The organism is Janthinobacterium sp. GW821-FHT03C10 (genome assembly GCF_059420865.1).
This window is the reverse complement of record NZ_JBWKUN010000003.1, coordinates 417464-440168: the sequence shown is the minus strand read 5'-3', so window position 1 is coordinate 440168 and position 22705 is coordinate 417464. Positions and strand designations below refer to the sequence as shown.

At 64.2% G+C, this 22705-nt stretch carries 20 protein-coding genes; 7 read left to right on the top strand and 13 right to left on the bottom strand.

Annotation, left to right across the window (positions count from 1 at the left end; translation table 11 throughout):
* The first annotated feature begins 3 nt into the window (after nt 1–3).
* The 4 genes from AC07VH_RS13180 (at nt 4) to AC07VH_RS13165 (ending at nt 4434) form a co-directional block, all read left to right on the top strand.
* Nucleotides 4–843 carry a carbohydrate ABC transporter permease gene (locus tag AC07VH_RS13180; RefSeq protein ID WP_070218105.1) on the top strand — a complete coding sequence of 280 codons (840 nt, stop codon included), beginning with the start codon at nt 4–6 and terminating at the stop codon, nt 841–843.
* Between the two features lie 10 nt (nt 844–853).
* Complete coding sequence (locus tag AC07VH_RS13175; protein WP_494789568.1) at nt 854–1987, top strand: ABC transporter ATP-binding protein; 1134 nt, start codon at nt 854–856, stop codon at nt 1985–1987.
* Between the two features lie 90 nt (nt 1988–2077).
* Nucleotides 2078–3313: a maltoporin gene (locus AC07VH_RS13170; RefSeq protein WP_475416893.1), complete on the top strand. Its 1236-nt coding sequence runs from the start codon at nt 2078–2080 to the stop codon at nt 3311–3313.
* Between the two features lie 98 nt (nt 3314–3411).
* Nucleotides 3412–4434: a ParB/Srx family N-terminal domain-containing protein gene (locus AC07VH_RS13165; protein WP_494789567.1), complete on the top strand. Its 1023-nt coding sequence runs from the start codon at nt 3412–3414 to the stop codon at nt 4432–4434.
* A gap of 71 nt (nt 4435–4505) precedes the next feature.
* Here AC07VH_RS13165 and AC07VH_RS13160 read toward each other — a convergent pair whose 3' ends face one another.
* The 5 genes from AC07VH_RS13160 to AC07VH_RS13140 all read right to left on the bottom strand — a co-directional run bounded on the left by AC07VH_RS13160 (nt 4506) and on the right by AC07VH_RS13140 (nt 10299).
* Nucleotides 4506–5615 carry an ABC transporter ATP-binding protein gene (locus tag AC07VH_RS13160; protein WP_494789566.1) on the bottom strand — a complete coding sequence of 370 codons (1110 nt, stop codon included), beginning with the start codon at nt 5613–5615 and terminating at the stop codon, nt 4506–4508.
* 9 nt (nt 5616–5624) lie between these two features.
* Nucleotides 5625–6494: a carbohydrate ABC transporter permease gene (locus AC07VH_RS13155; protein ID WP_070290751.1), complete on the bottom strand. Its 870-nt coding sequence runs from the start codon at nt 6492–6494 to the stop codon at nt 5625–5627.
* A complete protein-coding gene (locus AC07VH_RS13150) occupies nt 6491–7375 on the bottom strand; it encodes a carbohydrate ABC transporter permease (RefSeq protein ID WP_010397323.1) in 885 nt (294 codons plus the stop codon). Before AC07VH_RS13150 ends, AC07VH_RS13155 begins: the two co-directional genes overlap by 4 nt.
* Nucleotides 7376–7490: 115 nt before the next feature.
* Nucleotides 7491–8744: an ABC transporter substrate-binding protein gene (locus AC07VH_RS13145; RefSeq protein ID WP_475416896.1), complete on the bottom strand. Its 1254-nt coding sequence runs from the start codon at nt 8742–8744 to the stop codon at nt 7491–7493.
* 268 nt (nt 8745–9012) lie between these two features.
* Nucleotides 9013–10299, bottom strand: a complete 1287-nt coding sequence (locus AC07VH_RS13140) for a maltoporin (RefSeq protein ID WP_475416897.1) — start codon at nt 10297–10299, stop codon at nt 9013–9015.
* 345 nt (nt 10300–10644) lie between these two features.
* On the opposite strand from AC07VH_RS13140, the gene AC07VH_RS13135 reads away from it, so the two are divergent.
* Both AC07VH_RS13135 and AC07VH_RS13130 read left to right on the top strand, forming a co-directional pair.
* Nucleotides 10645–12558: a glucokinase gene (locus tag AC07VH_RS13135; RefSeq protein WP_489627936.1), complete on the top strand. Its 1914-nt coding sequence runs from the start codon at nt 10645–10647 to the stop codon at nt 12556–12558.
* Complete coding sequence (locus AC07VH_RS13130; protein ID WP_494788122.1) at nt 12542–13606, top strand: LacI family DNA-binding transcriptional regulator; 1065 nt, start codon at nt 12542–12544, stop codon at nt 13604–13606. Before AC07VH_RS13135 ends, AC07VH_RS13130 begins: the two co-directional genes overlap by 17 nt.
* A gap of 20 nt (nt 13607–13626) precedes the next feature.
* On the opposite strand, the gene AC07VH_RS13125 is transcribed toward AC07VH_RS13130, so the two are convergent.
* The 5 genes from AC07VH_RS13125 to AC07VH_RS13105 all read right to left on the bottom strand — a co-directional run bounded on the left by AC07VH_RS13125 (nt 13627) and on the right by AC07VH_RS13105 (nt 18396).
* Nucleotides 13627–14079, bottom strand: a complete 453-nt coding sequence (locus tag AC07VH_RS13125) for a hemerythrin domain-containing protein (protein WP_475416900.1) — start codon at nt 14077–14079, stop codon at nt 13627–13629.
* 264 nt (nt 14080–14343) lie between these two features.
* Nucleotides 14344–15276, bottom strand: a complete 933-nt coding sequence (locus AC07VH_RS13120; protein ID WP_475416901.1) for a carbohydrate kinase family protein — start codon at nt 15274–15276, stop codon at nt 14344–14346.
* Nucleotides 15273–16487, bottom strand: coding sequence for an AGE family epimerase/isomerase (locus tag AC07VH_RS13115; protein WP_494788121.1), 1215 nt, complete (start codon nt 16485–16487; stop codon nt 15273–15275). Before AC07VH_RS13115 ends, AC07VH_RS13120 begins: the two co-directional genes overlap by 4 nt.
* Before the next feature lie 68 nt (nt 16488–16555).
* Nucleotides 16556–17557: a tetratricopeptide repeat protein gene (locus AC07VH_RS13110; RefSeq protein WP_475416903.1), complete on the bottom strand. Its 1002-nt coding sequence runs from the start codon at nt 17555–17557 to the stop codon at nt 16556–16558.
* Nucleotides 17554–18396: a tetratricopeptide repeat protein gene (locus AC07VH_RS13105; protein WP_494788120.1), complete on the bottom strand. Its 843-nt coding sequence runs from the start codon at nt 18394–18396 to the stop codon at nt 17554–17556. Before AC07VH_RS13105 ends, AC07VH_RS13110 begins: the two co-directional genes overlap by 4 nt.
* Nucleotides 18397–18530: 134 nt before the next feature.
* Between AC07VH_RS13105 and AC07VH_RS13100 the strand changes: the two genes are divergently transcribed.
* On the top strand, nt 18531–18920 hold the full coding sequence (locus AC07VH_RS13100) for a DUF1090 family protein (protein WP_494788119.1): 390 nt from the start codon (nt 18531–18533) through the stop codon (nt 18918–18920).
* Here AC07VH_RS13100 and mmsB read toward each other — a convergent pair.
* The 3 genes from mmsB to AC07VH_RS13085 are packed head-to-tail and all read right to left on the bottom strand — an operon-like array spanning nt 18917 to nt 22569.
* The gene (gene mmsB, locus AC07VH_RS13095) at nt 18917–19822 is read right to left on the bottom strand and encodes a 3-hydroxyisobutyrate dehydrogenase (RefSeq protein ID WP_494788118.1); all 906 of its coding nucleotides are present in this window, start codon (nt 19820–19822) and stop codon (nt 18917–18919) included. The two genes, AC07VH_RS13100 and mmsB, sit on opposite strands and share 4 nt — an antisense overlap.
* Before the next feature lie 9 nt (nt 19823–19831).
* Entirely contained in the window at nt 19832–21346 is a 1515-nt protein-coding gene (locus AC07VH_RS13090; RefSeq protein WP_494788117.1) for a CoA-acylating methylmalonate-semialdehyde dehydrogenase, read from the bottom strand.
* 26 nt (nt 21347–21372) lie between these two features.
* Nucleotides 21373–22569, bottom strand: coding sequence for an ABC transporter substrate-binding protein (locus AC07VH_RS13085; RefSeq protein WP_494788130.1), 1197 nt, complete (start codon nt 22567–22569; stop codon nt 21373–21375).
* Nucleotides 22570–22705: the final 136 nt, after the last annotated feature.

Below are 22705 nucleotides of genomic sequence, written 5' to 3'. Positions count from 1 at the left end.
GCCATGCGCAACGTTTCCACCCGCCCCCTGGGCCGCGCCGCCGTGCACGTGATCCTGGCCGGCTACACCCTGATCGCCCTGTTCCCCATCGTCTTGATCCTGATCAACTCGGTCAAGACGCGGGCCGCCATCTTCGACAATCCGCTGGCCCTGCCCACGCCCGCCACCTTTTCCCTCGTGGGCTTTCACAAGGTGCTGGCCAATTCGGACTTCCTGCTGTACTTCGGCAACAGCCTGTTCGTCACCCTGCTGTCGCTGCTGCTGATCGTGCTGTTCGGCGCCATGGCGGCCTGGGCCCTGTCCGAATACACGTTTACGGGCAACCGCCTGCTGACCCTGTACCTGGCGCTGGGCATCATGATCCCCATCCGCCTGGGCACGGTCTCCATCCTGGAACTGGTGGTGCGGCTCGACCTGATCAACACCCTGACGGCGCTGGTGCTCGTGTACACGGCGCAGGGCCTGCCGCTGGCCGTGATGATCCTGTCCGAATTCGTGCGCCAGGTGCCGCGCGAACTGAAGGATGCGGCGCGCTGCGACGGCGTGGGCGAATTCGCCATCTTCTTCCAGGTGATCCTGCCCCTGATCCGCCCCGCCATCGCCACGGTGGCCGTGTTCACCATGATTCCCGCCTGGAACGATCTGTGGTTCCCACTGATCCTGGCGCCATCGGACCGCACCAAGACCGTCACCCTGGGCGTGCAGCAATTCATCGGGCAATACGTGACGGACTGGAACTCCGTGCTGGCGGCGCTGTCGCTGGCCGTCATTCCCGTGCTCGTCATGTACGTCATTTTCTCTCGTCAACTGATCCGCGGCCTGACATCCGGCGCGGTCAAATAATAGGTGCGCCATGGCCCATGTAAGCCTGCAACAACTGACCAAATCCTACGACGGCCGCCACAATGTGCTGGCCGGCATCGACCTCGACATCCGCGACGGCGAATTCGTCGTGCTGGTGGGCCCTTCCGGCTGCGGCAAGTCGACCTTGCTGCGCATGCTGTGCGGCCTGGAAAGCATTTCGCACGGCACCCTGTCCATCGGCGGCAAGGTCGTCAACGACCTGCCGCCCGCCGAGCGGGGCATCGCCATGGTCTTCCAGAGCTATGCGCTGTATCCGCACATGAGCGTGTTCCGCAACATGGCCTTCGGCCTGAAGATCGCCGGCGCCGGCAAGGACGACATCGCCCGGCGCGTGCGCCACGCGGCCGCCATCCTGAAGATCGACCACCTGCTCGAGCGCCTGCCGCGCGAACTGTCGGGCGGCCAGCGCCAGCGCGTGGCCATCGGTCGCGCCATCGTGCGCGAGCCGCAGCTGTTCCTGTTCGACGAGCCGCTGTCGAACCTCGACGCGGCCCTGCGCGTGCAGACGCGGCTGGAAATCGCCAAGCTGCACCGCCAGCTGAACGCCACCATCGTGTATGTGACGCACGACCAGGTCGAGGCGATGACCCTGGGCGACAAGATCGTCGTCATGCATGGCGGCCATATCCAGCAGGCGGGCACGCCGCTCGAGCTGTACCAGCAGCCGGCCAACCGCTTCGTGGCCGGCTTCATCGGCGCGCCCATGATGAATTTCTTCGAAGGACAAGTCATCGCCGCGCAGGACGATGGCGTGCGTGTGACCCTGGCCAGCGGCCAGGAAATCACGGCCCTCGTCGATCCGGCCGGCCTGCATGCGGGCGATGCCGTCACGGTGGGCCTGCGCGCCGAACACATCCTGGAAAACGGCGATGGCGGCGCCCGCTTCCAGGGCGTCGTCAGCCTGGTGGAACACCTGGGCGAAGCCAACTTCATCTACCTGGCGCTGGACAACGGCCAGGAACTGGTGATACGCGGCGACGGCAACAACCGCGTGCCGCTGGGCCAGCCGTTCACGGTCTCGGCCGCCAGCAGCGCCTTCCACCTGTTCGACGCGCAAGGCGTGGCGCGCACGCGGCGCCAGCCCGGCAACCTGATTTCATCGAAACAGATATTGGCCGCCTGAGCCTTCCGCCCAGGCAGCCCCCCGATTGGATCGGCAGCGATCCGGTACGACGTGCCCAAGCACGCATTTTAATAACGACAAGGAGATTTCATGCAACACCCGATCAAGACCTCGCTGGCCCTCGCCTGCACCATGCTGCTGGCCTGCGGCGCCGCCCACGCCAGCGATGCCGAAGGCGAATACCACGGCTACTTCCGCGCCGGCCTCGGTTCGAGCACGGACAGCCGCGGCCCGCAAAGCTGCTACGGCCTGGGCGGCAACACCATGCGCTACCGGCTCGGCAACGAATGCGACACCTATGGCGAATTCGAATACCAGAAAGAAATGGCCAGGTCGCCCAACGGCGTCAGCTTCGTCGGCCACGTCATGGTGGCAGCCTACACGCCCAGCTCCGCCGTCAGCGATGCGGACCTGAGCATGTCGAAGATGTACGTGGAAGCGAAAAACATACCCACGCTCAACGGCGGCACGGCCTGGATCGGCAAGCGCTACTACATGCGTCCCGACATCCACATGCTCGACTTGCAATATATCAATATGAACGGCACTGGCGGCGGCATCGACCAGTACAAGCTGGGACCGGGCCGCATCAGCTATGGTTTCTTCAAGGATAACGACAAGCCCGGCAACTCGGCCATCCGGCAAAATCTCGTCTACCAGGGCATTCCCGTCAATCAGGATGGCACGCTCGAAGTGCTGACCACCCTCATCACGCCCGACAAGAAGGACAGCACCTCGCACGGCGGCTGGCAGGCGACCGTGCTGCACAAGCAGGATAAAGTGTGGGGCGGCGCCAATACCTTCGGCATCCAGTACGGCGTGGGGCCGGGCACGGGCGCCGGCGGCCAGTGCTGCGACCGCATGGGCACCACGGGTTCGATCCGCAACGGCAGCGACGTGACGCGCCTGCGCATCTTCAATTCGCTGTGGATACAGCCGACGCCCGAGTGGAGCGCGGAAATGGTGGCCATCGTGCAGCGCGACAAATCCAACGTCTCGGGCGGCAGCTCGACCTGGACCACCCTGGGCGTGCGCCCCGTGTATGCCGTCAACGACAACTTCAAGCTGCAGTTCGAGCTGGGCACGGACCGCGTGACCTCGCCCACGGGCGGCGCCGCGCAGCGCCTGACCAAGCTGACCTTCGCGCCCACCCTGACGGCGGGCAAGGGTTACTGGTCGCGTCCCGAGCTGCGCGCCTTCGTCACCTACGGCAAATGGAACGACGCCGCCACGGCCGCCGTCAACAAGGCCAATGAATCGGGGCCCGTGTACGGCAACGCCACCAGCGGCACCTCGTTCGGCCTGCAAGTGGAGACGTGGTTTTAGAAGCTGTCTTGATCTGGCGCAGTGCATGCGCCTATCGGACTGCGCGAAATCGCGTGCCGCGCTATGCTGCACGCCATATCGCTCACTTCGGAGGCCGCATGCACGCCGCATTTCCCCGGGCCGCCGCCGCGCTGGCCCTGTCTTTCGCCAACATGGCCTGGGCCCGCGATGCCGCCGTCGCGCCCGCCCTCAGCGCGCGCCAGCAGGCGCTGATGTCCACCGTGGTGGGCAGTGCCGCCCATCCGCGCATCCTGCAGGTGCGCCTCGATGAATTGCATCCGACCCAGCCGGCCATCGGCTACGACCAGGTGTATTACAAGCTGGGACGCTATGCGGCCGAAGAAAAACATATCGCCGACATCGCCAAGCCCAGGAAATTTACCGACCTGTGCGAAGCCAATGGCCAGGGCGACGTCTTGCCCGGCACGGCCAACGTGGCCGGCGCCACTCTGGCCGCGCCACCGGCCGGCTACCGCTGCAAGGCGGCGGTGGGCAGCCGTCCGGACGACATGAAGACCGTCGTCATCGGTCCGCGCGGCATCGTGTACCTGACCGATGGCCACCACACGTTTTCCGCCTTCCGGGAAGCCGATGGCGGGCGCAATCATCAATTGAAGGTCTGGGTCAAGGTCAGCGACAATTTCAGCGCGCTGGGCGAAACGGCCTTCTGGACCCGCATGCGCACAGAAAACAAGGTCTGGCTGAAAAACGGCCGCAACCAGGCCATCACGCCGCAGCAGCTGCCGTCCGCCATCGGCTTGCGCACACTCGGCGACGATCCCTACCGCTCGCTCGTCTACTTTACGCGCGGGATCGGCTACGAGCCACCCGGCAAGGCCACGGAATTTCTCGAGTTTTACTGGGCCGACTGGCTGCGCGGCATGCCGGCGCTGGACCTGGCGCGTGTCGACCTGCGCGACCCTGTCGCGTATGCCAATGCCATCCTGCTGGCCGCGCAGGCGATGGTGGCGCTGCGGCCCGGCGACAGCGTCAGCGGCGGCAAGAGCGCGCGCGAACTGGGCGCCCTGCGGGAAGTGAACCGGGAAGCGTTCGATGAACTGATCGACGACAAGGGCAAGCTGCGCCACGCCATCGCGTATAAGAAATCGCTGGCGCAATAAGCGCGGCGGCATAAACGACAACGACCCGCCTGTCATGCGACAAGCGGGCCGTTTTTATTGGCAGGTGGCGCTTACGCGATACGCTCGCCGTTGGCCGGATCGAACAGGGCCGCCTTCGACAGGTTGAACGACAGCTGCATGGTCTGCCCCGGCAGCACCGCTTCGCGCGGGTGCGTGCGGCAGGTCACGGCGGCGCCGTTCAGGCGCGTCGTCAGCAAGGTGTCGGGGCCGGTCGGCTCGACCAGGTCGATCAGGCAACCGAGTTCCTGGCCCACGTCGCCGTGCGCGCTGCTCATGTCCGTGATCTGCTCCGGACGCACGCCCAGGATCACGTCGCGGCCCGCATAGCCGCGCAGCTTGTCGGCCGCGAACGGCAGGGCCAGGCGCAGGCTCTTGCCCGCGTTCTCGATGGCGACAAACACCTCGTCACCCTCGATGACAGGCTTGACGGTGATGAAGTTCATCGACGGCGAACCGATGAAGCCGGCCACGAACAGATTCGCCGGATTGTCGTAGATTTCCTGCGGCGTGCCCAGTTGCTGTACCACCCCATCCTTCATGACGGCGATCAGATCGCCCATGGTCATTGCCTCGATCTGGTCATGCGTGACGTAGACGATGGTGGCCTTCAGGCGCTGGTGCAGCAGCTTGATCTCGGCGCGCATTTCCACGCGCAGCTTGGCGTCCAGGTTCGACAGCGGTTCGTCGAACAGGAACAGCGAAGGCTTGCGCGAGATGGCGCGGCCCATGGCGACCCTCTGGCGCTGGCCGCCCGACAGCTGCGCCGGACGGCGGTCCAGCAAGTGCGTGATCTGCAGCGTTTCGGCGACGCGGGCGACGATTTCTTCCTGCTCCGCCTTCGGCACCTTTTTCACGTTCAGGCCGAACGCGATGTTTTCGCGCACCGTCATCGACGGGTACAGCGCATACGACTGGAACACCATGGCGATGTCGCGGTCCTTCGGCGGCAGGTCGTTGACCACCTTGCCGTCGATGAGGATTTCGCCCGAGGTGACGCTTTCCAGGCCGGCCACCATATTGAGCAAGGTCGATTTGCCGGAGCCGGAGCCGCCGACGAGGATCAGGAACTGGCCATCCTTGATCTCGATGTCGATGCCTTTCAGGACTTCGACGCCATTCGTGTACACCTTGCGGATGCTGCGTATCGATAAACTGGACATATTCTTTCCTTAACCTTTGACTGCGCCTGCGGTCAGGCCGCGCACAAAATAACGGCCTGCGACCAGATAGACCAGCAGGGTCGGCAGCGCGGCAATCACCGCGGCGGCCATGTTGACGTTGTATTCCTTCACGCCCGTGGACGTGTTGACCAGGTTGTTCAAGCCCACCGTGATCGGCTGCGAATCGCCGCTGGCGAAGACGATGCCGAACAGGAAGTCGTTCCAGATCTGCGTGAATTGCCAGATGATGCAGACGACGAAAATCGGACCCGAAATCGGCAGCACGATCTTGCGGAAGATCAGGAAGAAGCCGGCGCCGTCGATGCGCGCCGCCTTGATCAGCTCTTCCGGCACGCCGATGTAGTAGTTGCGGAAGAACAGGGTCGTGAAGGCCGTGCCATACACCACGTGCACGAAAACCAGGCCGGTGGTGGTATTGGCCAGGCCGAATTCACCGAGCAAACGCGCCATCGGCAGGATCACCACCTGGAATGGAATGAAGCAGCCCACCAGCAAGGCGGCGAACAGGATTTCCGAACCGCGGAAGCGCCAGTGCGCGAACACATAGCCGTTGAAGGCGCCCAGGAAGGTCGAGATCAGCACGGCGGGAATCACCATCTTGATCGAGTTCCAGAAGAACGGCTGCATGCCGTCGCAGGTGACGCCCGTGCAGGCCGAAGACCAGGCCTTGGCCCAGGAATCGAACTGCCACACGTGCGGCAGCGCCAGCAGGTTGCCGCTGCGGATCTCGTCGAGCGACTTGAACGACGTCGACAAGGTCACGTACAGGGGCACGATGTAGTACACCGCGAACAGAATCAGCAGCAGGTATACCACCACCCGTCCGAGGGTGAGGCGATTATTGCGGGTAGGTGTCATCTCATCGCCTTTGCGCTGCGCGTTTCCAGGTACATCAGCGGCACGAGCACGGCCACGATGGTGGCCAGCATCATCATTGCCGATGCCGAGCCCAGGCCCAGCTGGCCGCGGGTGAAGGAAAACTGGTACATGAAGATGGCCGGCACGGACGACGAATTGCCAGGTCCGCCAGCCGTCAATGCGATGACCAGGTCGAAGCTCTTGATGGCGATATGCGCGAGGATCAGCAGCACGCTGAAGAACACGGGACGCATGGCGGGAATCACGATGCGCCAGTAGATCGTCGGCAGCGATGCGCCGTCGACTTGCGCCGCCTTGATGATTTCATCATCGATGCCGCGCAGGCCGGCCAGGAACAGGGCCATGACAAAGCCCGACGACTGCCATACGCCGGCGATCACCACCGTGTAGATGGCCATGTCGGAGTTCACCAGCCAGTCGAAGGTAAACGAGGTCCAGCCCCAGTCGTGCATGACCTTTTCCAGGCCCAGGCTGGGATTGAGCATCCATTTCCAGGCCGTGCCGGTGACGATGAAGGACAGCGCCATCGGATACAGGTAGATGGCGCGCAGCGCGCCTTCGGCGCGGATTTTCTGGTCCAGCAGGATGGCCAGGAACAGGCCGATGGCGATGCTGCAACCGATGAACAGGACACCGAAGATGCCGAGGTTCTTGAGCGAGGTCCACCAGCGCTCGTTGTCGAACAGCTCGACGTATTGCACCAGGCCGGCGAACTCGTAGTTCGGCATCAGCCGCGATTCGGTCAGCGACAGCCAACCGGTCAAAAAGATAAAACCATAGACGAATACCAGGCTGGCGATGAGCGTGGGGCCCAGCACCATCTGCGGTATCCATCGGTCGAATTGCTTGCGTATGGACATAGGACAGCCGTAGAAGTAAAAACTGCGTGTGGCGCCGGCCTGGCCGAAGCCAGGGCGGACGCCTGCGGTGCATGCGATGCAGCGGGCGCCGGCGGGAGTGCCGGCGCCGTCGTGATTACTTCACTTTTGCCGCTTTGGCCAGGGCGGCAACCGCGTCTTTGGAGCTCATGTTGGTGTTCATGAACTTGGCGATGACGTCGGTCACGGCGCCTTGCGTGGCCGATGCCAGCGCCATGCCGTGGGCGAACGATGGTACCAGGCCGCCGGACTTGTTGGTGGCGTCCATGTCTTCCATCGATTTCAGGGCGCAAGCGTCAAACTTGTCCTTCGATACGCCGGAACGCACGGGGATGGAACCCTTGTTCAGGTTGAAGATCGACTGGAACTTCGGATTCATGATGGCGTTGGCCAGGGCGATCTGCCCTTTCTTCGCATTCGCATCCTTTTGCGTGAACATGGCAAACGAATCGATGTTGAAGGTGTAGGCCTTGTCCGTGCCAGGAGCGGCCACGCACAGGTAGTCCTTGCCCGGCACCTTGCCGGCGGCCGTGAACTCGCCCTTGGCCCAGTCGCCCATGAACTGGAAGCCGGCCTTGTTGTTGATGACCATGGCGGTGGCCAGGTTCCAGTCGCGGCCGGCCGCATCCTTGTCGATGTAGGTCTTCACCTTGCCCAGGGTGTCGAACACCTTGAGCATGGTCGGGCCGGTCAATTCCTTCTGGTCCAGCTTGAGGATGGCCTTCTTGTAGAATTCCGTGCCGCCCACGCCCAGCGCGACGGATTCAAACACGGTGGCGTCCTGCCAAGGCTGGCCGCCGTGGGCGATCGCGATGCCGCCCGATTTCTTGATCTTCTCGGCCGCGTCGAAGAACGCATCCCAGGTGGTCGGGGTGGTGGCCACGCCGGCTTTTTTCAGCACTTCCGGATTGACCCACATCCAGTTCACGCGGTGGACGTTGACGGGAGCGGCAACGTAGTGGCCCTTGTATTTCATGATGTCGGCGACGACTTTCGGCAGCACGGCATCCCATTTGCCTGGAATGGCGGCATCATCGATATTGGCCAGCACGCCTTCCGCGCCCCACTCCTGGATCGACGGGCCCTTGATCTGGGCGGCCGTTGGCGGATTGCCGGAAATGACGCGGGTCTTCAGCGCGGTCGCGGCGTTTTCGCCAGCGCCGCCAGCCACGGCGAAGTCTTTCCAGCCGAAGCCGCTTTCCTTCACGATTTGCTGCAACTGGCCCACGGACTTCGCTTCGCCGCCGGAGGTCCAGTAGTGCAACACTTCCACGTCGGTCGCAAACGCGCTGCCGGCAAACGCCAGGGTGGTCAATGCGGCCAGTTGGGTAATCTTGAATTTCAGTTTCATCTCCACATTCCTTTTTTGATCAAGCTTTTAGGGGGCTTCGGCATACGGGGGCCGAAAAAGGTGAAATCTGCGCCTGTACCGGCGCTCTTGTGCTCAGACCCGCTTGCAAACGGGCATCATCTTGGTGTAAAGACGGCGCCGCGATCCATGATATGACTACATTGCATTTATATCACGGGACGGCGCCAAAAACGCATCCGCGAAGGATGCGCCAGGTTGATCTGCACTTACAAACGTCAACACTGAACAAAACCGTTTGGTTCGGTGTTTAGAACCAGGTTTCGACTTGGAAGCCGTACGACGTACCGCTGGTATTGTTGTTGTAGATCGGGCCGCCGTTGTTCGACGCATTGACCGAGGCGGTGGCCGCATCGTTCCATTTGCCGTAGGTCACGAAAGCGCGCAGTTCAGGACGCGACCACAGGCCAGGGCCGGCCGAGATCGTCGGGGCGATGGTCAGCTTGGTCAGGCGCTTGGCCGGCAGGCCGCCCGCTTGCGTCACGCGGTCCGTGCCCAGTTCGCCCACCAGCTTGAAGTTGTTGGTGAATGCGTACACGGGACGTACGCCGACCGAGGTCCAGGTCGAGGAACCGGTGGCGTTCGACTCGTCTTTTTGCCACAGGGCGACGAATTCCATGCCGAAGTTGGCCATCGGCTGGATCGCCATGTCATTGAAGATGCGCGTGCGTTTCACGTCCGAACCGAAATTGGTGTCGCCCGAAGCGCCGAACTGCGCGCCCTTGCCCGTGCCAGGGCCGACGCCGTACTGCACGCCGAAGGTATTGCCGCCGCCGAAGACTTTCGCTTGGCGGTGGAAGGCCGACAACTGCCAGCCATTGTGCTTCTGGCCGTAAGCGTCGTTGTCCTTGCCTTCGCCGATGATGTAGGTCGCTGCCAGGTCCAGGGTGCCGTTTTCATTGACGGGAATCTCGCCGTAGATGAAGTTCTGGCGCACGGCGGACTTGGTGCTGACGACGCCGGTCGGCGACACGGTGTTGATGTCGTTGTCCTTGAAGAAGGCGTACGAGAATTTGCCGGGGCCGGCAGGAATGCGGTCCAGGCCGGCACCCGTGCCGTTCATGTTGATGTACTGCAAGTCCAGCATGTGGATGTCGGGACGGTAGTAGAAGCGCTTGCCGATCCAGGCCGTGCCGCCGTTCAGGAAATCGAGTCCCTGCGCTTCGACATAGGCCTTGACGATGCCCAGCTTGTTGTCGCCGAAATCGGAGTTGGGCGCGTAGGCGTTGACCCAGATGGTGGCCAGGTAGTTCACGCCGCCGGACTGGGCGACGGACTTGGTGTAGCCGAATTCCGTGTAGGCGTCGCACTCATTGCCCAGACGATATTTCATGGTATTGCCGCCCAGGCCGAAGCAGCCTTGCGAACCGCCGTCGCCCGAGGTATTGCTGCCGGCGCCGGCGCGCAGGTAGCCGTGGAAGCCTTCGGAGTCGGATGGGTACATGGGGTCGGCGGCAGCGGAACCGCTGGCGATAGCCAAGACGATGGCAGCTGGCAGTGTTTTCAGCACAGCCTTCAACATGTTGCGATGCAGCATGGTAAGTCTCCTCAGTAATTTATTTTTTATCTAGTCATTCGTGGCCGAATGTACTGGCCAGAATTCTTTCCAGCAGGGACATAGTAACTATACTACGAACAAATATCAACATATTATGTTGTAATCCTACGACTACTCTGCGACACTTTATTTGCGCCCGCATTTGCCGTCGGAAGGCACTGCTTTTCATGGTGAGGTGTCCGTTTTTGACCCGACACATGAGCATCTGCATGGCTGGGCCGCATTTTTCGGCACGCGGCACGTATACGAATTAAAATCCTTGGTTTTTGCCATAACGACAGTGCGCCGCCAAGACAGCGCACGCAAACGAGACGAGGCACCGCCATGAAAATTGATGAAAAAATGGAAGTAGCAGGCAGCGATCCGGCGGAGCGTTTCAGTGAAGGGCCGCGCCTGCTGGCAGACATCGGCGGCACCAATGCCCGCTTCGTGCTGGAAACGCGCCAGGGCCACCTGGAAGCGGTCGCCGTGCTGCCCTGCGACGACTACGCATCGCTGCTCGACGCCATCACCGCGTATATGGATAGCAGCGAGGCGCGCGCCGCCGGTTCGGCGCGCGTGCGCCATGCGGCCATCGCCATCGCCAATCCCATCGACGACGACAATATCCGCATGATGAACCATCACTGGTTCTTCTCGATCGAGGCCATGCGCGCCGCGCTGGGCCTCGACACCTTGCTGGTGGTGAACGACTTCACGGCGCTGGCCATGGCCCTGCCCTACCTGCGGCCCGACCAGCGCCAGCAGATCGGCGGCGGCATGGCGCGCGCCGACAGCGTCATCGGCCTGCTCGGTTCGGGCACGGGCCTGGGCGTATCGGGCATGATCCCCGCCGAAGACCGCTGGATCGCGCTGGGCAGCGAAGGGGGCCACGTCAGCTTCGCCCCCTGCGACCAGCGCGAGATGGACGTGCTGTCCTTCGCCTGGCGCGAGCTGTCGCACGTCTCGGCCGAACGCCTCGCCTCCGGACGGGGGCTGGAACTGATCTACCGCGCCCTGTCCGACCGGGCTGGCCGGCATGACGTCCCGCCGCTGCTGGCGGCCGACATCACCAGCCGCGCCCTGAACAATGAATGCGACGTGTGCCTGGAAGCGGTGGACTGCTTCTGCGCCATCCTCGGTTCCATCGCCGGCAACGTGGCCATGACCCTGGGCGCGCTGGGCGGCATCTATATAGGCGGCGGCATCGTGCCGCGCCTGGGACCTTTGTTCGAACGGTCGCAGTTCCGCGCCCGCTTCGAGCAAAAGGGCCGCCTGAACGAATACTTGGCGCAGATCCCCACGTTTCTGATCACGGCCGAACTGCCCACTTTCCTGGGCATCGCCGCCATCCTGGCGCAAAAGCTCAAGCGCGCCCATACCGGCGCGCCCGTGCTCGAATCCGTGCGCCAGGCGCGCGGCCGCATGAGCCCATCGGAATGCAAGGTGGCCGACTGGGTGCTGAAGGAGCCGAACGCCATGCTGACCCTGCCGATCGCCGAAATCGCCCAGCGGGTCGGCGTCAGCCAGCCGACCGTGATGCGCTTTTGCCGCTCGATCGGCGTGCAGGGCCTGGCCGATTTCAAGCTGAAGCTGGCCTCCGGCCTGACGGGCGGCGCCATCACGGTGGCCCACTGCCACGTGGAGATTTCGGACTCCGACGCGGAACTGGCGCGCAAGGTGCTGGGCAATAACGCCTCGGCCGCGCTGGCCCTGCGCGACATGCTCGACGTGAAGGCGCTGACGGCGGCCATCGAGCTGCTGCGCGGCGCGCAGCGCGTGGAATTGCTGGCCGTGGGCAGCGCCCGCGTGGTGGCCGACGACATGCAGCACAAGCTGCTCAACCTGGGCATCGTCAGCAGCTTCTTTGCCGACCCGCAGGCGCAGGAAATGAGCGCCGCCATGCTGAAACCGGGCGACGTGGCGCTGGTCATTTCCCGCTCCGGCGCCCTGCCCGACCTGCTGCGCACCGTCAAGGTGGCGCAGGGCTGCGGCGCGCGCGTGCTGGCGATCACGGCCAGCGGTTCGCCGCTGGCCAAGCTGGCCGACGTGCTGCTGACCCTGAACCATCCGGAAGGCAACCTCAATTTCGTGCCCATGATCGTACGCCTGCTGCAGCTGATGATGCTCGATATCCTGTCGGTGGGACTGGCGCGGCGCGACACGGCGCAGCGCACCAGCGCCGCCGAACTGGAAGAAGGCCAACTGCACGGCATGCGCATCAGCGGCAAGCTGAAATTCGGTGGCCACCTCGAATAAGGCGGCGCCCGCCGCCCCCGCCCCCGATACGGCCAGCGGCGCCACCGTGCACGACGTGGCGCGCCTGGCCGGCGTCTCGGCCATGACGGTGTCGCGCGTCATCAACGGGCGCGCCAGCGTCAGCACGGCCACGCGCGACAAGGTCGAGGCGGCGATCGCCAGCCTGCGCTACCAGCCCAACCTGGCGGCTCGCGCCGCCCGCACGGGCACCCTGCGCATCGGCCTCTTGTACAGCAACCCCAGCGCGGCCTTCCTCAGCGAATTTTTAGTTGGCGCCATGGACCAATGCCGCCAGGGCGGCGGCCAGCTGCTGCTCGAACGCTGCGAAGACCTGGACAGCCAGCGGGCCGGCATCGATTGCCTGGTGGCGGCCGGGGTGGACGGCATCCTGGTGCCGCCGCCGCTGTGCGATTCGCCCGCGGTGCTGGCGCAGCTCAATACCATGGGCATCCCCGCCATCGCCGTGGCCACGGCGCGCCCGTCGGCCGATGTGTCGGCCGTGCGCATCGACGACTACGAAGGCGCGCTGGCCATGACGCGCCATCTGCTCGCGCTGGGTCACCGCGACATCGGCTTCATCGAGGGCGATCCGGCGCACACGCCCGCCCTGCTGCGCCGCCAGGCCTTCGAGGACGCCATGCGGGAAGCGGGCTTGCAGGTGCCGCCGCACAGGGTGGCGCAAGGCTATTTTACGTATCGTTCGGGGCTGGACGCGGCGCGCCGGCTGCTGGCGCAAGCACCGCACCCCAGCGCCATCTTCGCCAGCAACGACGACATGGCCGCCGCCACCCTGGCCGTGGCGCACGGCATGGGCTTGCAGGTGCCGGCGCAACTGAGCGTGTGCGGCTTCGATGACACGCCCGTCGCCACCACCGTCTGGCCCGAGCTGAGCACCATCCACCAGCCCATCGCCGACATGGCGCGCGCCGCCGTCAGTCTCGTCATCGACGAGATACGCCAGCGCCGCGCGGGGGAGACGGCGCCCGCCACGCACCACCTGATGGCATTTACCTTGATGGAACGGGCGTCGACGGGACCAGCGCGCTAATCACACGCCGCCAGGCAGGCTCAGGCCTGCATTGCGGGCAGATGCATTCCCGCCTTGCGCGCCGCGATCTGGCCGCCCATGGCCAGCAGGTCGAGTTGCGCCTCGCGCGCACGCGGAAAAATCTCGTCCTCCTCTTCCTGTACGTGCTGCTCGATTTGCCTGGACAAGACCTTGACCTTGGCGTCGTACAAGTCTTCGCCGGGCGCCATGGCGACGATTTGCGCGATCAATTCCTTGGCCGAGGCGTGTTCGACGGTGGCTTCATTGATCAAGTCTTCGTTCGAACGGCTGGCGTCGCGCACGGCAGGGTAGAAGATTTCCTCTTCCGCCATCGTATGCTTGCTCAATTCCTCGCAGATTTTCAGCGCCAGCTTGCGTTTGCTGGCAAGCGACCTGTCGCTGAGTCCCTCATACTGTTCGAACAAGTCCTTCACCGTCTGATGATCTTGCGTCAGCAGTTCGATCGCATCCATGTCTTGCATTCCGACATTTCGCCGGGAAACGGAAGCTGCCTGATGGGATTGCGTAGCCATGATGTGGTCTCCAGGTGTGCAATGAAGTCCCCATTCTAGACGGGGCCATGCGGCGTCCATGTAGGACGATTGCCAACGTCAAGGTAGGCCTGGCGGGAAGGTCAACGCGTTTCGATGCAGATCAAGCTGACCATGATAAATTTTTGCATTGCGCAAAAAGTATGCGTGGCGCGCCTGCCTGTCCGGCGCGCCACGCCGTGCGACTTAACGCAGCTGCGTGCGCCGCGCCAGCGATTCCACCAGTTCCACCGAGGGCGGCGAGCCGCCGGCCGCCAGGCAGGCGCCCGCCCCGGCCGCGACGGCGAAGCGCAAGTGCTGGCCGCCATCCGCATCGGGCCGGTACATCAGGCTGTACAGCAAGCCGCCGATGCTGGCGTCGCCCGCGCCCACCGAGTCGACCACCTCGATGGCGGGCGGCGCCGCCTGCCATGTCTGTTCGCCCCGGTACAGCGCCGCGCCCTGCGATCCGCGCGTATACAAATACGTGGCGTGCGGATTCCAGCCGCGCAGCACGGCAAACGCGCCATCGATGTCATCGTGGCGGAACAGGCCCGCCAGGTCTTCGTCCGACACCTTGATCACGTCGGCCAGCTCCGTCATGCGGCGCAGGGTGGCGTCGTAGCGTTCATCCATCATGATGCGGAAGTTCGGGTCATAGCTGATCTTCACGCCGGCCGCCTTGAGTTCCTGCGCCAGCGCCACCAGCTTGCCCGCCAGCGGTTCGCGCGCCAGGCTGATGCCGCCGAAATGCACCCATTGCGCGCCCTGCATCCAGCCGGCGGGCAACTGCGCCGCGTCGAAATGCAGGTCGGCGCTGTCGTCGCCGATGAAGTAATACGTGGGCGGATGCAGTTCATGCACGATGGCCAGCAGCGGCGACTTCGCGCGGCGCTGCAAAAAACGCATGTCCAGGCCCGCCGCGTCGGTCGCTTGCGCCAGCGCGTCGCCGAAGACGTCGAGGCTGACGGCGCCCGCAAAGGCGCTGGGCACGCCCAGGCGCGCCATCACGCGGGCCACGTTCCAGGTCGAGCCGCCCACCTGGCTGCTCCACGCGTCCGCGCCCGTGCGGAGCATGTCCGTCAGCGCTTCGCCGGCCGAAACGAATTGTGGAAACTCGCGCGTGACGGCGGCGCTCATGCGGCACCGCCGATCACGTTCAGCACTTCATAGCAGGCGCCCATCGTGTGGTAATCGGTCTTGCCGGCAGGGCTTTTCTCCTTGCTGATTTTCTGGTTTTCCGGCGTCAGGATGCGGTACCAGGCGCCGTGTGCATGGTCGACGAAGTGCTTCCAGCTGTAATCCCATATCTTGTCGTAGCTTTGCCAGTAGGCGTCGTCGCCCGTGCGCGCGGCCAGCACGGCGGCGGCGGCGAAGCTTTCCGCCTGCACCCAGAAGTATTTGTCGCCATCGCAAATCTCATTCTGCGGGCCGAAACCGTAGTGGATGCCGCCATGCGTGCCATCCCAGGCCTTGGCCAGCGCCGTGTCGTACAGTTCGCGCGCACGGGGCAGCAGCCACTCCGATGGGCCGGCCATGAACCTGGCGTGGCGCTCCATGATCAGCAGCAGCTTGGCCCATTCCGTGAAGTGACCGGGCTGGTAGCCCCACGGACGGAAGATATTGCTCTTGTCGTGCAGGTTGTAATCCCAGTCGATAGCCCAGTCGGGCGTGTAGTGTTCCCAGATCATGCCGTTGGCCAGACCCGCCTGGCGCACCGTGATGTTGTGCGCCAGGGTTTCGGCGCGGTGCAGATATCTCGCCTCGCCCGTCGCCTCGAACGCGGCCAGCATGGCTTCGCACGCATGCATGTTCGCGTTCTGGCCACGGTAACCGTCCAGGGTGGACCAGTCGGCGCTGGCCACGTCCGCGTACAGGCCGTGTTCGGGCAGCCAGAAGCGCTGCTCCATCAGTGCGAACGTTTCGTCCAGGTAGGCGTGCGCTTCCGTCACCCCCGCCTGCAGGGCGTGCGCATACGCGAGCAGCACGAAGGCCAGGCCGTAGCAGTGGTTGGCGCCGTCTTCCACCGTCTTGACGCCGTCTTTCCACGACAGTTGCCAGGCGTAGCCCCCCGTGGCCGGGTCGCGGTGCACGTCGCGCAAAAATGCCACGCCATGGCGCAGCGCCGCCTGGTAATCGTCGCCGCCGAAATGACGATACGCCATGGCGTAATTGAAGATGAAGCGCGTGCTGCTGACCAGGTGGCGCGTGGCAGCGTCGTAGACGGTGCCGTCGTCGAGGAAGAAGTGATAGAAGCCGCCGCTCGCATCGATGGCGCGCGGGTGGTAGAAGTGCATCGTGTGCTGGATGTGCTTTTCAAGCATTGCCCTGGAGCGGAAATCGGGATTCATGGGTCTCTCATGATATTGTTATCGATAACAATGATGATAGCATGCCGTTTCCGCCCCGTCTCGTCCACCTAGGGAGTCTTGGCCGGCTTGCGCTTTTCACGCCACAGCGCCGCCTGCGCGGGATCGGCCGTCTGCCCCAGCTCGCCCTGATCGTACACCTTGACCAGCCGCTCGATGGCTTCCGCGTCACCCTGCTTCGCCGCCAGCAGATACAGCGCGAAGGGCTGGGGCGCCGGCCCTTGCCGCGTGGGACCGCCGCGGCCCTGCTCCAGCAGGCGCGCAAAACCCGTCTGGCCCGGCGGGCTTTTGGCGATGGCCGCCATTTCATACCAGCCTAGCGCCGCCTCGTCGCTCTGCGGCACGCCCTGCCCCACTTCATACGAATAGGCGACATTGTTCAAGCCGGACGGATCGAGCGCCTTGGCCGCCCGCATGTACCAGCCGAACGCTTCCCTGCGCTGCGCGTCATCGTGCGCCGTCATCATCAGCCGGTAGCCGATTTCATTGTAGGCGGGGATGAAGCCGTTTTCGGCATAGAACTTCAGCCAGTGCAGCGCGTGCGCCTGTTCTTCCGGGCTGCTGTGGATGTTTTCAAAGTGCTGGGCCACCATGAAGTTGGCCAGTTCCACGCCTTGCGCGGCGCCCTTGCGCGACCAGTATTCGCCCAGCTTGCGGTCGACGGCCATGCCCTGGCCCAGCGTATAGGCCACGCCCAGGAATGCCTGCGCCGGGCCATAGCCGCCTTCGGCCGATTTCCGCATCCACGCCAGGCCGGCGTCGCGGTCGCGCGGCGTCCCCTCGCCCTCGTGCAGCATCTGCGCCAGCTCCAGCTGGGCGGCCGCATCGCCCTTTTCCGCGGCGCGGCGCGTCTTGTCGTAGGCGGCGACCTTGTCCGGCGACAGGTCGGCCGGGCGGTCGATCACCGCCTGCACCCTCGCGCGCATGTCGTCGAGGCCCTTGGTGTCGAATTCGGCCAGCGCCGGATGCTGGCGCGGTTCCTTGGAGGACGCGGGCTGCGCCAGCACGGGCTGCGCCAGCGCCAGGGTCAATAACAATACGATGGTCTTCATTTCTTCTCGCTTTCCGCCAGCCTGGCGCGCCATTCGGCGGCGTCTTCGGCATTCGCCGCCTGTCCCAGTTCGCCCTTGACATACACGTCGAGCATGCGCCGCATGGCGGGCAAGTCGCCGCTCCATCCCGCCCGCTCGTACCAGACCAGGGCCAGCTTGTCCGACTGTGCCACGCCCAGGCCCAGCTCGTGCGCGCGGGCCAGGTTGCGCATGCCGGCAGGGTCCTTTTCACGCGCCGCCCTGTCATACCAGTGGAAGGCCTCGCCGCGCTCCTGCTCATCGGCGGCTGCGCGCATCAGGTGTTCACCGAGCGCGTTATAGGCAGGAATAAAGTGTTCTTCGAGCGCGGCCTTCTTCAGCCAGGCGATGGCCAGCGCCTGCTCTTCGGCAGGGCTGCCGCCATCGATGAATTCCAGCGCCAGGATGGTTTGCGCCAGTGCATCGCCCTGCGCCACGCCCTTGCGCAGCCAGTATTCTCCCTGCACGCGGTCGATCGGCACCTTGCCGCCCACCGTGTAGGCCAGGCCCAGGGCCGATTGCGCCGGCGCATAGCCGCCTTCGGCCGACTTGCGCACCCAGGCCATCGAGTGCGCCGTGTCTTGCGGCGTGCCGACGCCCAGCTGCAGCATGCGCGCCAGTTCCAGCTGCGCCTCCACGTCGCCCGTTTCAGCCATACGCCGGGTCTCGGCAAACTCGGCGATGCTTTCCGGACTATGACTGGCCGCATCGGCCCGTGCCTTGATGGCGATCAGCTGCAGATCGAGCAATGTGGGCGAGGTTTGCGCCAGGACGGGCAGCGGCAATAGCAAAGGGATCAGCAACAGTAATTTCTTGGGCATGCGGCGGCGTCGGAAAGAAGAAAACACGCATGGTAGCCGATGCCATGCCAGACTGGCGCGCACGGCAGGCGACGTTTGACAGGGGGCGTTGGCGGGCTTACATTGCACGGGCCCACCACTGACACAGGAATGCCATGAACCTTCTATCGAAAACCGCCTTGACCCTGCTGCTCGCCGCAGCCGCCATGGGCGCCAGCGCCGCCGACACCCAGCTGGCAGGCTGCGCCGCCAAGCGCGAGAACATCCGCAGCGAATTGCGCCAGGCCAAAGAACAGGGCTTGTCCGACAAGGTCGCGGGCTTGACGCGCGCGCTCGACGAAGTCAACGCCCACTGCCGCGACAGCAGCCTGGTCGAACGCCACAACAAGAAGGTGCTGAAGGCGCAGGCGAAGGTGAACCAGACGGAGCGTTCGCTGCGCCTGGCCCAGGAAGCCAATAAAGAGCCGAAGAAGATCGCCAAGCTGGAAGGCAAGCTGGAAAAAGCCAGGGCGGAACTGGCCGCCCTGCAGGCGCAGCAGCCTTAGGCTTTCTCGCCCAGCAGCTGATAAATGCTGGAGAAATCCAGCGCACCCGCCCCCGCCTTGCTGTGCAAACTGTATAGATTGCGCGACAGGGCGCCCAACGGCACGCTAGCCCCGCTGGCCAGCGCGCTTTCCACGGCCAGGCCCAGGTCTTTCAGCATCAGGTCGACGCCGAAGCCGCCCGTGTAGCCGCGCGACGCGGGCACGTTCTCGGCCACGCCGGGACACGGGTTGTACACCTCCAGGGTCCAGTTGCGGCCCGAACTTTTCGCCATCACGTCCGACACCACTTTCGGGTCCAGGCCATTGGCCACGCCCAGGCGTATCGCCTCGCTGGTGCCGATCATCAAAATCCCCAGCAGCATGTTGTTGCAGATCTTGACCGTCTGCCCGCAACCCGAGCCGCCCGCGTGGAAGATCGCCTTGCCCATGACGTCCAGGTAGGGGCGCGCCGCCGCCAGCGCGGCTTCTTCGCCGCCCACCATGAACGTCAGGGTGCCGTTGGTGGCGCCCGCCGTGCCGCCCGAGACGGGCGCGTCCAGCATGGGCATGCCCTTTTCCTCGGCCGCGCGGCCCACCTGGCGCGCCGCCTCGGTGGAAATCGTCGAACAGTCGATCAGCAGGGTGCCGGGCCGCGCCTGCGCCAGGATGCCCGCGTCGCCAACAGAGTTACCCAAGTACGCGCCCAGCACGTGGCGGCTGGCCGGCAGCATGGTGATGACGATGTCGGCCGCGCCTATCGCCGCGCCCTGGTCGTCGGACACAAGGCCGCCGCCGGCGGCAAACTGCCGCACGCTGGCCGGCAGCAAGTCGAAACCCGTCACGGCATGGCCCGCCCGCACCAGGTTTTGCGCCATGGGCAGCCCCATGTTGCCCAGGCCGATAAAAACGATATTGGTGCTCATCGCTCCCCCTTATTTCATCGCAATGGTGGTGTTGACGCCGCTGCCGCCGTCGTCCGGGGCGAACCAGCGCGCCGTGACGGTCTTGGTCTGCGTCCAGAAATACAGCGCTTGCTTGCCGTTCGGCCCCAGGTCGCCCAGTTTCGACGCGCGCGAACCCGTGAAGCTGAAATAGGCGACGGGCACGGGGATGGCCACGTTGATGCCCACCTGCCCCACGTCGATCTCGTTCTGGAACTTGCGTCCCGCCCAGCCGGACGAGGTGAAGATCGAGGTGCCGTTGCCGTTCGGGTTGGCGTTGATGAAGGCGATCGCTTCGTCGAGCGTCTCCGTTTCGACCACGCACATGGCGGGGCCGAAAATTTCCTGCGTGTAGACGGCGTTCGATGCCGCCACCTGCGAGAAAATCGTCGGCCCCATGAAGTTCCCGCCCTCGTAGCCTGCCACCTTGTGGCCGCGGCCGTCGAGCAGCAGCTGCGCGCCTTCGTCCACGCCCGCCTGGATCAGCTTTTCCGCCCGCTGCATGGCGGCCTTCGACACCATCGGCCCCAGGTCAGCCGTGCGGTCGCTGCCCGGTCCTACTTTCAATGCTTTGGAACGGGCGACGATTTCCGGCAGCCAGGAACGCGCCTCGCCCACCAGCACGACGACGGAATTGGCCATGCAGCGCTGGCCGGCCGCGCCGAATGCGGCGCCGATCAGGTTATTGATCGCCTGCTCCTTGTTGGCGTCGGCCAGCACCACGCAATGGTTTTTCGCGCCCATCATCGATTGCGCGCGCTTGCCCGATTCGCTGGCGCGGCGGTAGACATGCGTGCCCACGTGGGTGGAGCCGATGAAGGAGACGGCCTTGATGTCGGGATGGTCGCACAGCATGTTGACGACGTCGGCGCCGCCATGCACGACGTTCAGCACGCCCGCCGGCAAGCCCGCCTGGTACATCAGCTCGACCAGGTACATGCTCGAGGACGGGTCCTGTTCCGATGGTTTCAGCACAAAAGTATTGCCGCAGGCAATCGCGATGGGGAACATGAAGCATGGCAGCATGACGGGGAAATTGAAGGCCGTGATGCCGGCGCCCACGCCCAGCGGCTGGTAGATATTGTAGACATCGACACCCGTGGCCGCGTTTTCCGCGATCTCGCCCAGCTGCAGGGTGGCGATCGAGCACGCATGCTCCACCACCTCCAGGCCCCGCATCACTTCTCCTTCCGCATCGGGCAGGGTCTTGCCGTGTTCGCGCGTGATCAGTTCGGCCAGGGCGCCGATGTTTTCGCGGATCAGGTGCTGGTACTTGAGCATGATGCGCATGCGCGCCGCCAGCGGGGTATTCCGCCAGGTTTTAAAGGCTTCCTTGGCCGTGGCGACGGCCAGATTGACTTCGTCGGGCGTGGAAAACGGCACCCTGGCGACGATTTCCTGCGTGGCCGGGTTGACGACGTCGCGCCATTCGGTGCTGGTCGATGCGTGATGCTTGCCGGCTATGTGCAGGGGGACGGTGGGGACTGAGGTGAGGGCTTGGTTCATGTGAGGCTCCGTAAGGTATTCGATGGTTATTTCTTGACCAAGTTGCACGCCGCCGCATCCATCGGCTTGAACGCCTGGTCGGCGGGGATGGTGGACAGCACTTTCAGGTAGTCCCACGGTCCCTTCGATTCGGCCGGAGTCTTCACTTGCACCAGGTACATGTCGTGGATGACGCGGCCGTCGGGGCGGATCGAGGCGTTGTTCATGACGGCATCCTTGATGGGCAGCTCGCGCATTTTCTGGGCGACGACCTTCGAATCGTCGCTTTTCGCGGCCGCCACCGATTTCAGGTAGTGGTAGACGCTCGAATACACGCCTGCCTGCACCATGGTCGGCTTGGCGCCCTTGTTGAGCGCCTCGAAGCGCTTGGCGAAGGCGCGGCTGCGGTCATCGTAGTCCCAGTAAAAACCGTCCGCGTAGACGAGGCCCTGGGCCGTTTCCAGCCCCAGCGCATGCACGTCGGACAGGAACACGAGCAAGGCGGCCAGGCGCTGGTCCTTCCCGCTGCCGATGCGGAATTCGCGCGCCTGCTTGATGGCCGAGACGGTGTCCGCGCCGCCGTTGGCCAGGCCGATCACCTGCGCTTTCGACCCTTGCGCCTGCACCAGGAAGGACGAGAAATCGGATGCGTTCAGCGGATGGCGCACGGCGCCCAGCACCGTGCCGCCGTTGCGCTTGACGACTTCGCTGGCGTCCTTTTCCAGCGAGTGGCCGAAGGCGTAATCGACGGTGACGAAATACCAGGATTTCTGTCCCAGCTTGGTCAGCGCCGCCGCCGTGCCGGCCGCCTGCGAATACGTGTCGAACATCCAGTGGAAGCCGTTCGGCGAGCAATCCTCGTTCGTCAGGCGTCCCGTGGCCGGGCCGCTGAACATGGCGATGCCGCCCTTCTCTTTCATCAGTTTTTGCACGGACAGGGCCACCGAGGAATTGGTCAGATCGGCGATGGCGTCGACCTTGTCGCGGTCTATCCACTCGCGCGCCTTGGAGGCGGCGATATCGGCCTTGTTCAGGTGGTCGGCCGACAGGATTTCAATCTTCATGCCCTTGCATTCGGCCTTCAGACAATCCTCGACGGCCATCTGGCTGGCGACGACGGAGCCGCGCCCGCCCATGGCCGAATACGGGCCGGACATGTCGGTCAGGATGCCGACCTTGACGACGCCATCGGAAATCTGCGCGTGCGCGCCAGTGAAAGACAGGGAAAGCGCCAGCGCGCCCATGGCCAGAACGGTTTTTTTCATGCGTGTCTCCAAGTGGATGGGTTTTTCTTATATGTATAGATGCATTCTGCATGTGTAAAAATATGCACTCAAGTGAAATTAATGCATAATTCCTTTGCAAAAATGCACAAGGAGA

Coding starts and splice junctions, on each gene's coding strand:
- AC07VH_RS13180 (WP_070218105.1), top strand. CDS start 4: ATGCGCAACGTTTCCACCCGCCCCCTGGGCCGCGCCGCCGTGCACGTG.
- AC07VH_RS13175 (WP_494789568.1), top strand. CDS start 854: ATGGCCCATGTAAGCCTGCAACAACTGACCAAATCCTACGACGGCCGC.
- AC07VH_RS13170 (WP_475416893.1), top strand. CDS start 2,078: ATGCAACACCCGATCAAGACCTCGCTGGCCCTCGCCTGCACCATGCTG.
- AC07VH_RS13165 (WP_494789567.1), top strand. CDS start 3,412: ATGCACGCCGCATTTCCCCGGGCCGCCGCCGCGCTGGCCCTGTCTTTC.
- AC07VH_RS13160 (WP_494789566.1), bottom strand. CDS start 5,615: ATGTCCAGTTTATCGATACGCAGCATCCGCAAGGTGTACACGAATGGC.
- AC07VH_RS13155 (WP_070290751.1), bottom strand. CDS start 6,494: ATGACACCTACCCGCAATAATCGCCTCACCCTCGGACGGGTGGTGGTA.
- AC07VH_RS13150 (WP_010397323.1), bottom strand. CDS start 7,375: ATGTCCATACGCAAGCAATTCGACCGATGGATACCGCAGATGGTGCTG.
- AC07VH_RS13145 (WP_475416896.1), bottom strand. CDS start 8,744: ATGAAACTGAAATTCAAGATTACCCAACTGGCCGCATTGACCACCCTG.
- AC07VH_RS13140 (WP_475416897.1), bottom strand. CDS start 10,299: ATGCTGCATCGCAACATGTTGAAGGCTGTGCTGAAAACACTGCCAGCT.
- AC07VH_RS13135 (WP_489627936.1), top strand. CDS start 10,645: ATGAAAATTGATGAAAAAATGGAAGTAGCAGGCAGCGATCCGGCGGAG.
- AC07VH_RS13125 (WP_475416900.1), bottom strand. CDS start 14,079: ATGGATGCGATCGAACTGCTGACGCAAGATCATCAGACGGTGAAGGAC.
- AC07VH_RS13120 (WP_475416901.1), bottom strand. CDS start 15,276: ATGAGCGCCGCCGTCACGCGCGAGTTTCCACAATTCGTTTCGGCCGGC.
- AC07VH_RS13115 (WP_494788121.1), bottom strand. CDS start 16,487: ATGAATCCCGATTTCCGCTCCAGGGCAATGCTTGAAAAGCACATCCAG.
- AC07VH_RS13110 (WP_475416903.1), bottom strand. CDS start 17,557: ATGAAGACCATCGTATTGTTATTGACCCTGGCGCTGGCGCAGCCCGTG.
- AC07VH_RS13105 (WP_494788120.1), bottom strand. CDS start 18,396: ATGCCCAAGAAATTACTGTTGCTGATCCCTTTGCTATTGCCGCTGCCC.
- AC07VH_RS13100 (WP_494788119.1), top strand. CDS start 18,531: ATGAACCTTCTATCGAAAACCGCCTTGACCCTGCTGCTCGCCGCAGCC.
- mmsB (WP_494788118.1), bottom strand. CDS start 19,822: ATGAGCACCAATATCGTTTTTATCGGCCTGGGCAACATGGGGCTGCCC.
- AC07VH_RS13090 (WP_494788117.1), bottom strand. CDS start 21,346: ATGAACCAAGCCCTCACCTCAGTCCCCACCGTCCCCCTGCACATAGCC.
- AC07VH_RS13085 (WP_494788130.1), bottom strand. CDS start 22,569: ATGGGCGCGCTGGCGCTTTCCCTGTCTTTCACTGGCGCGCACGCGCAG.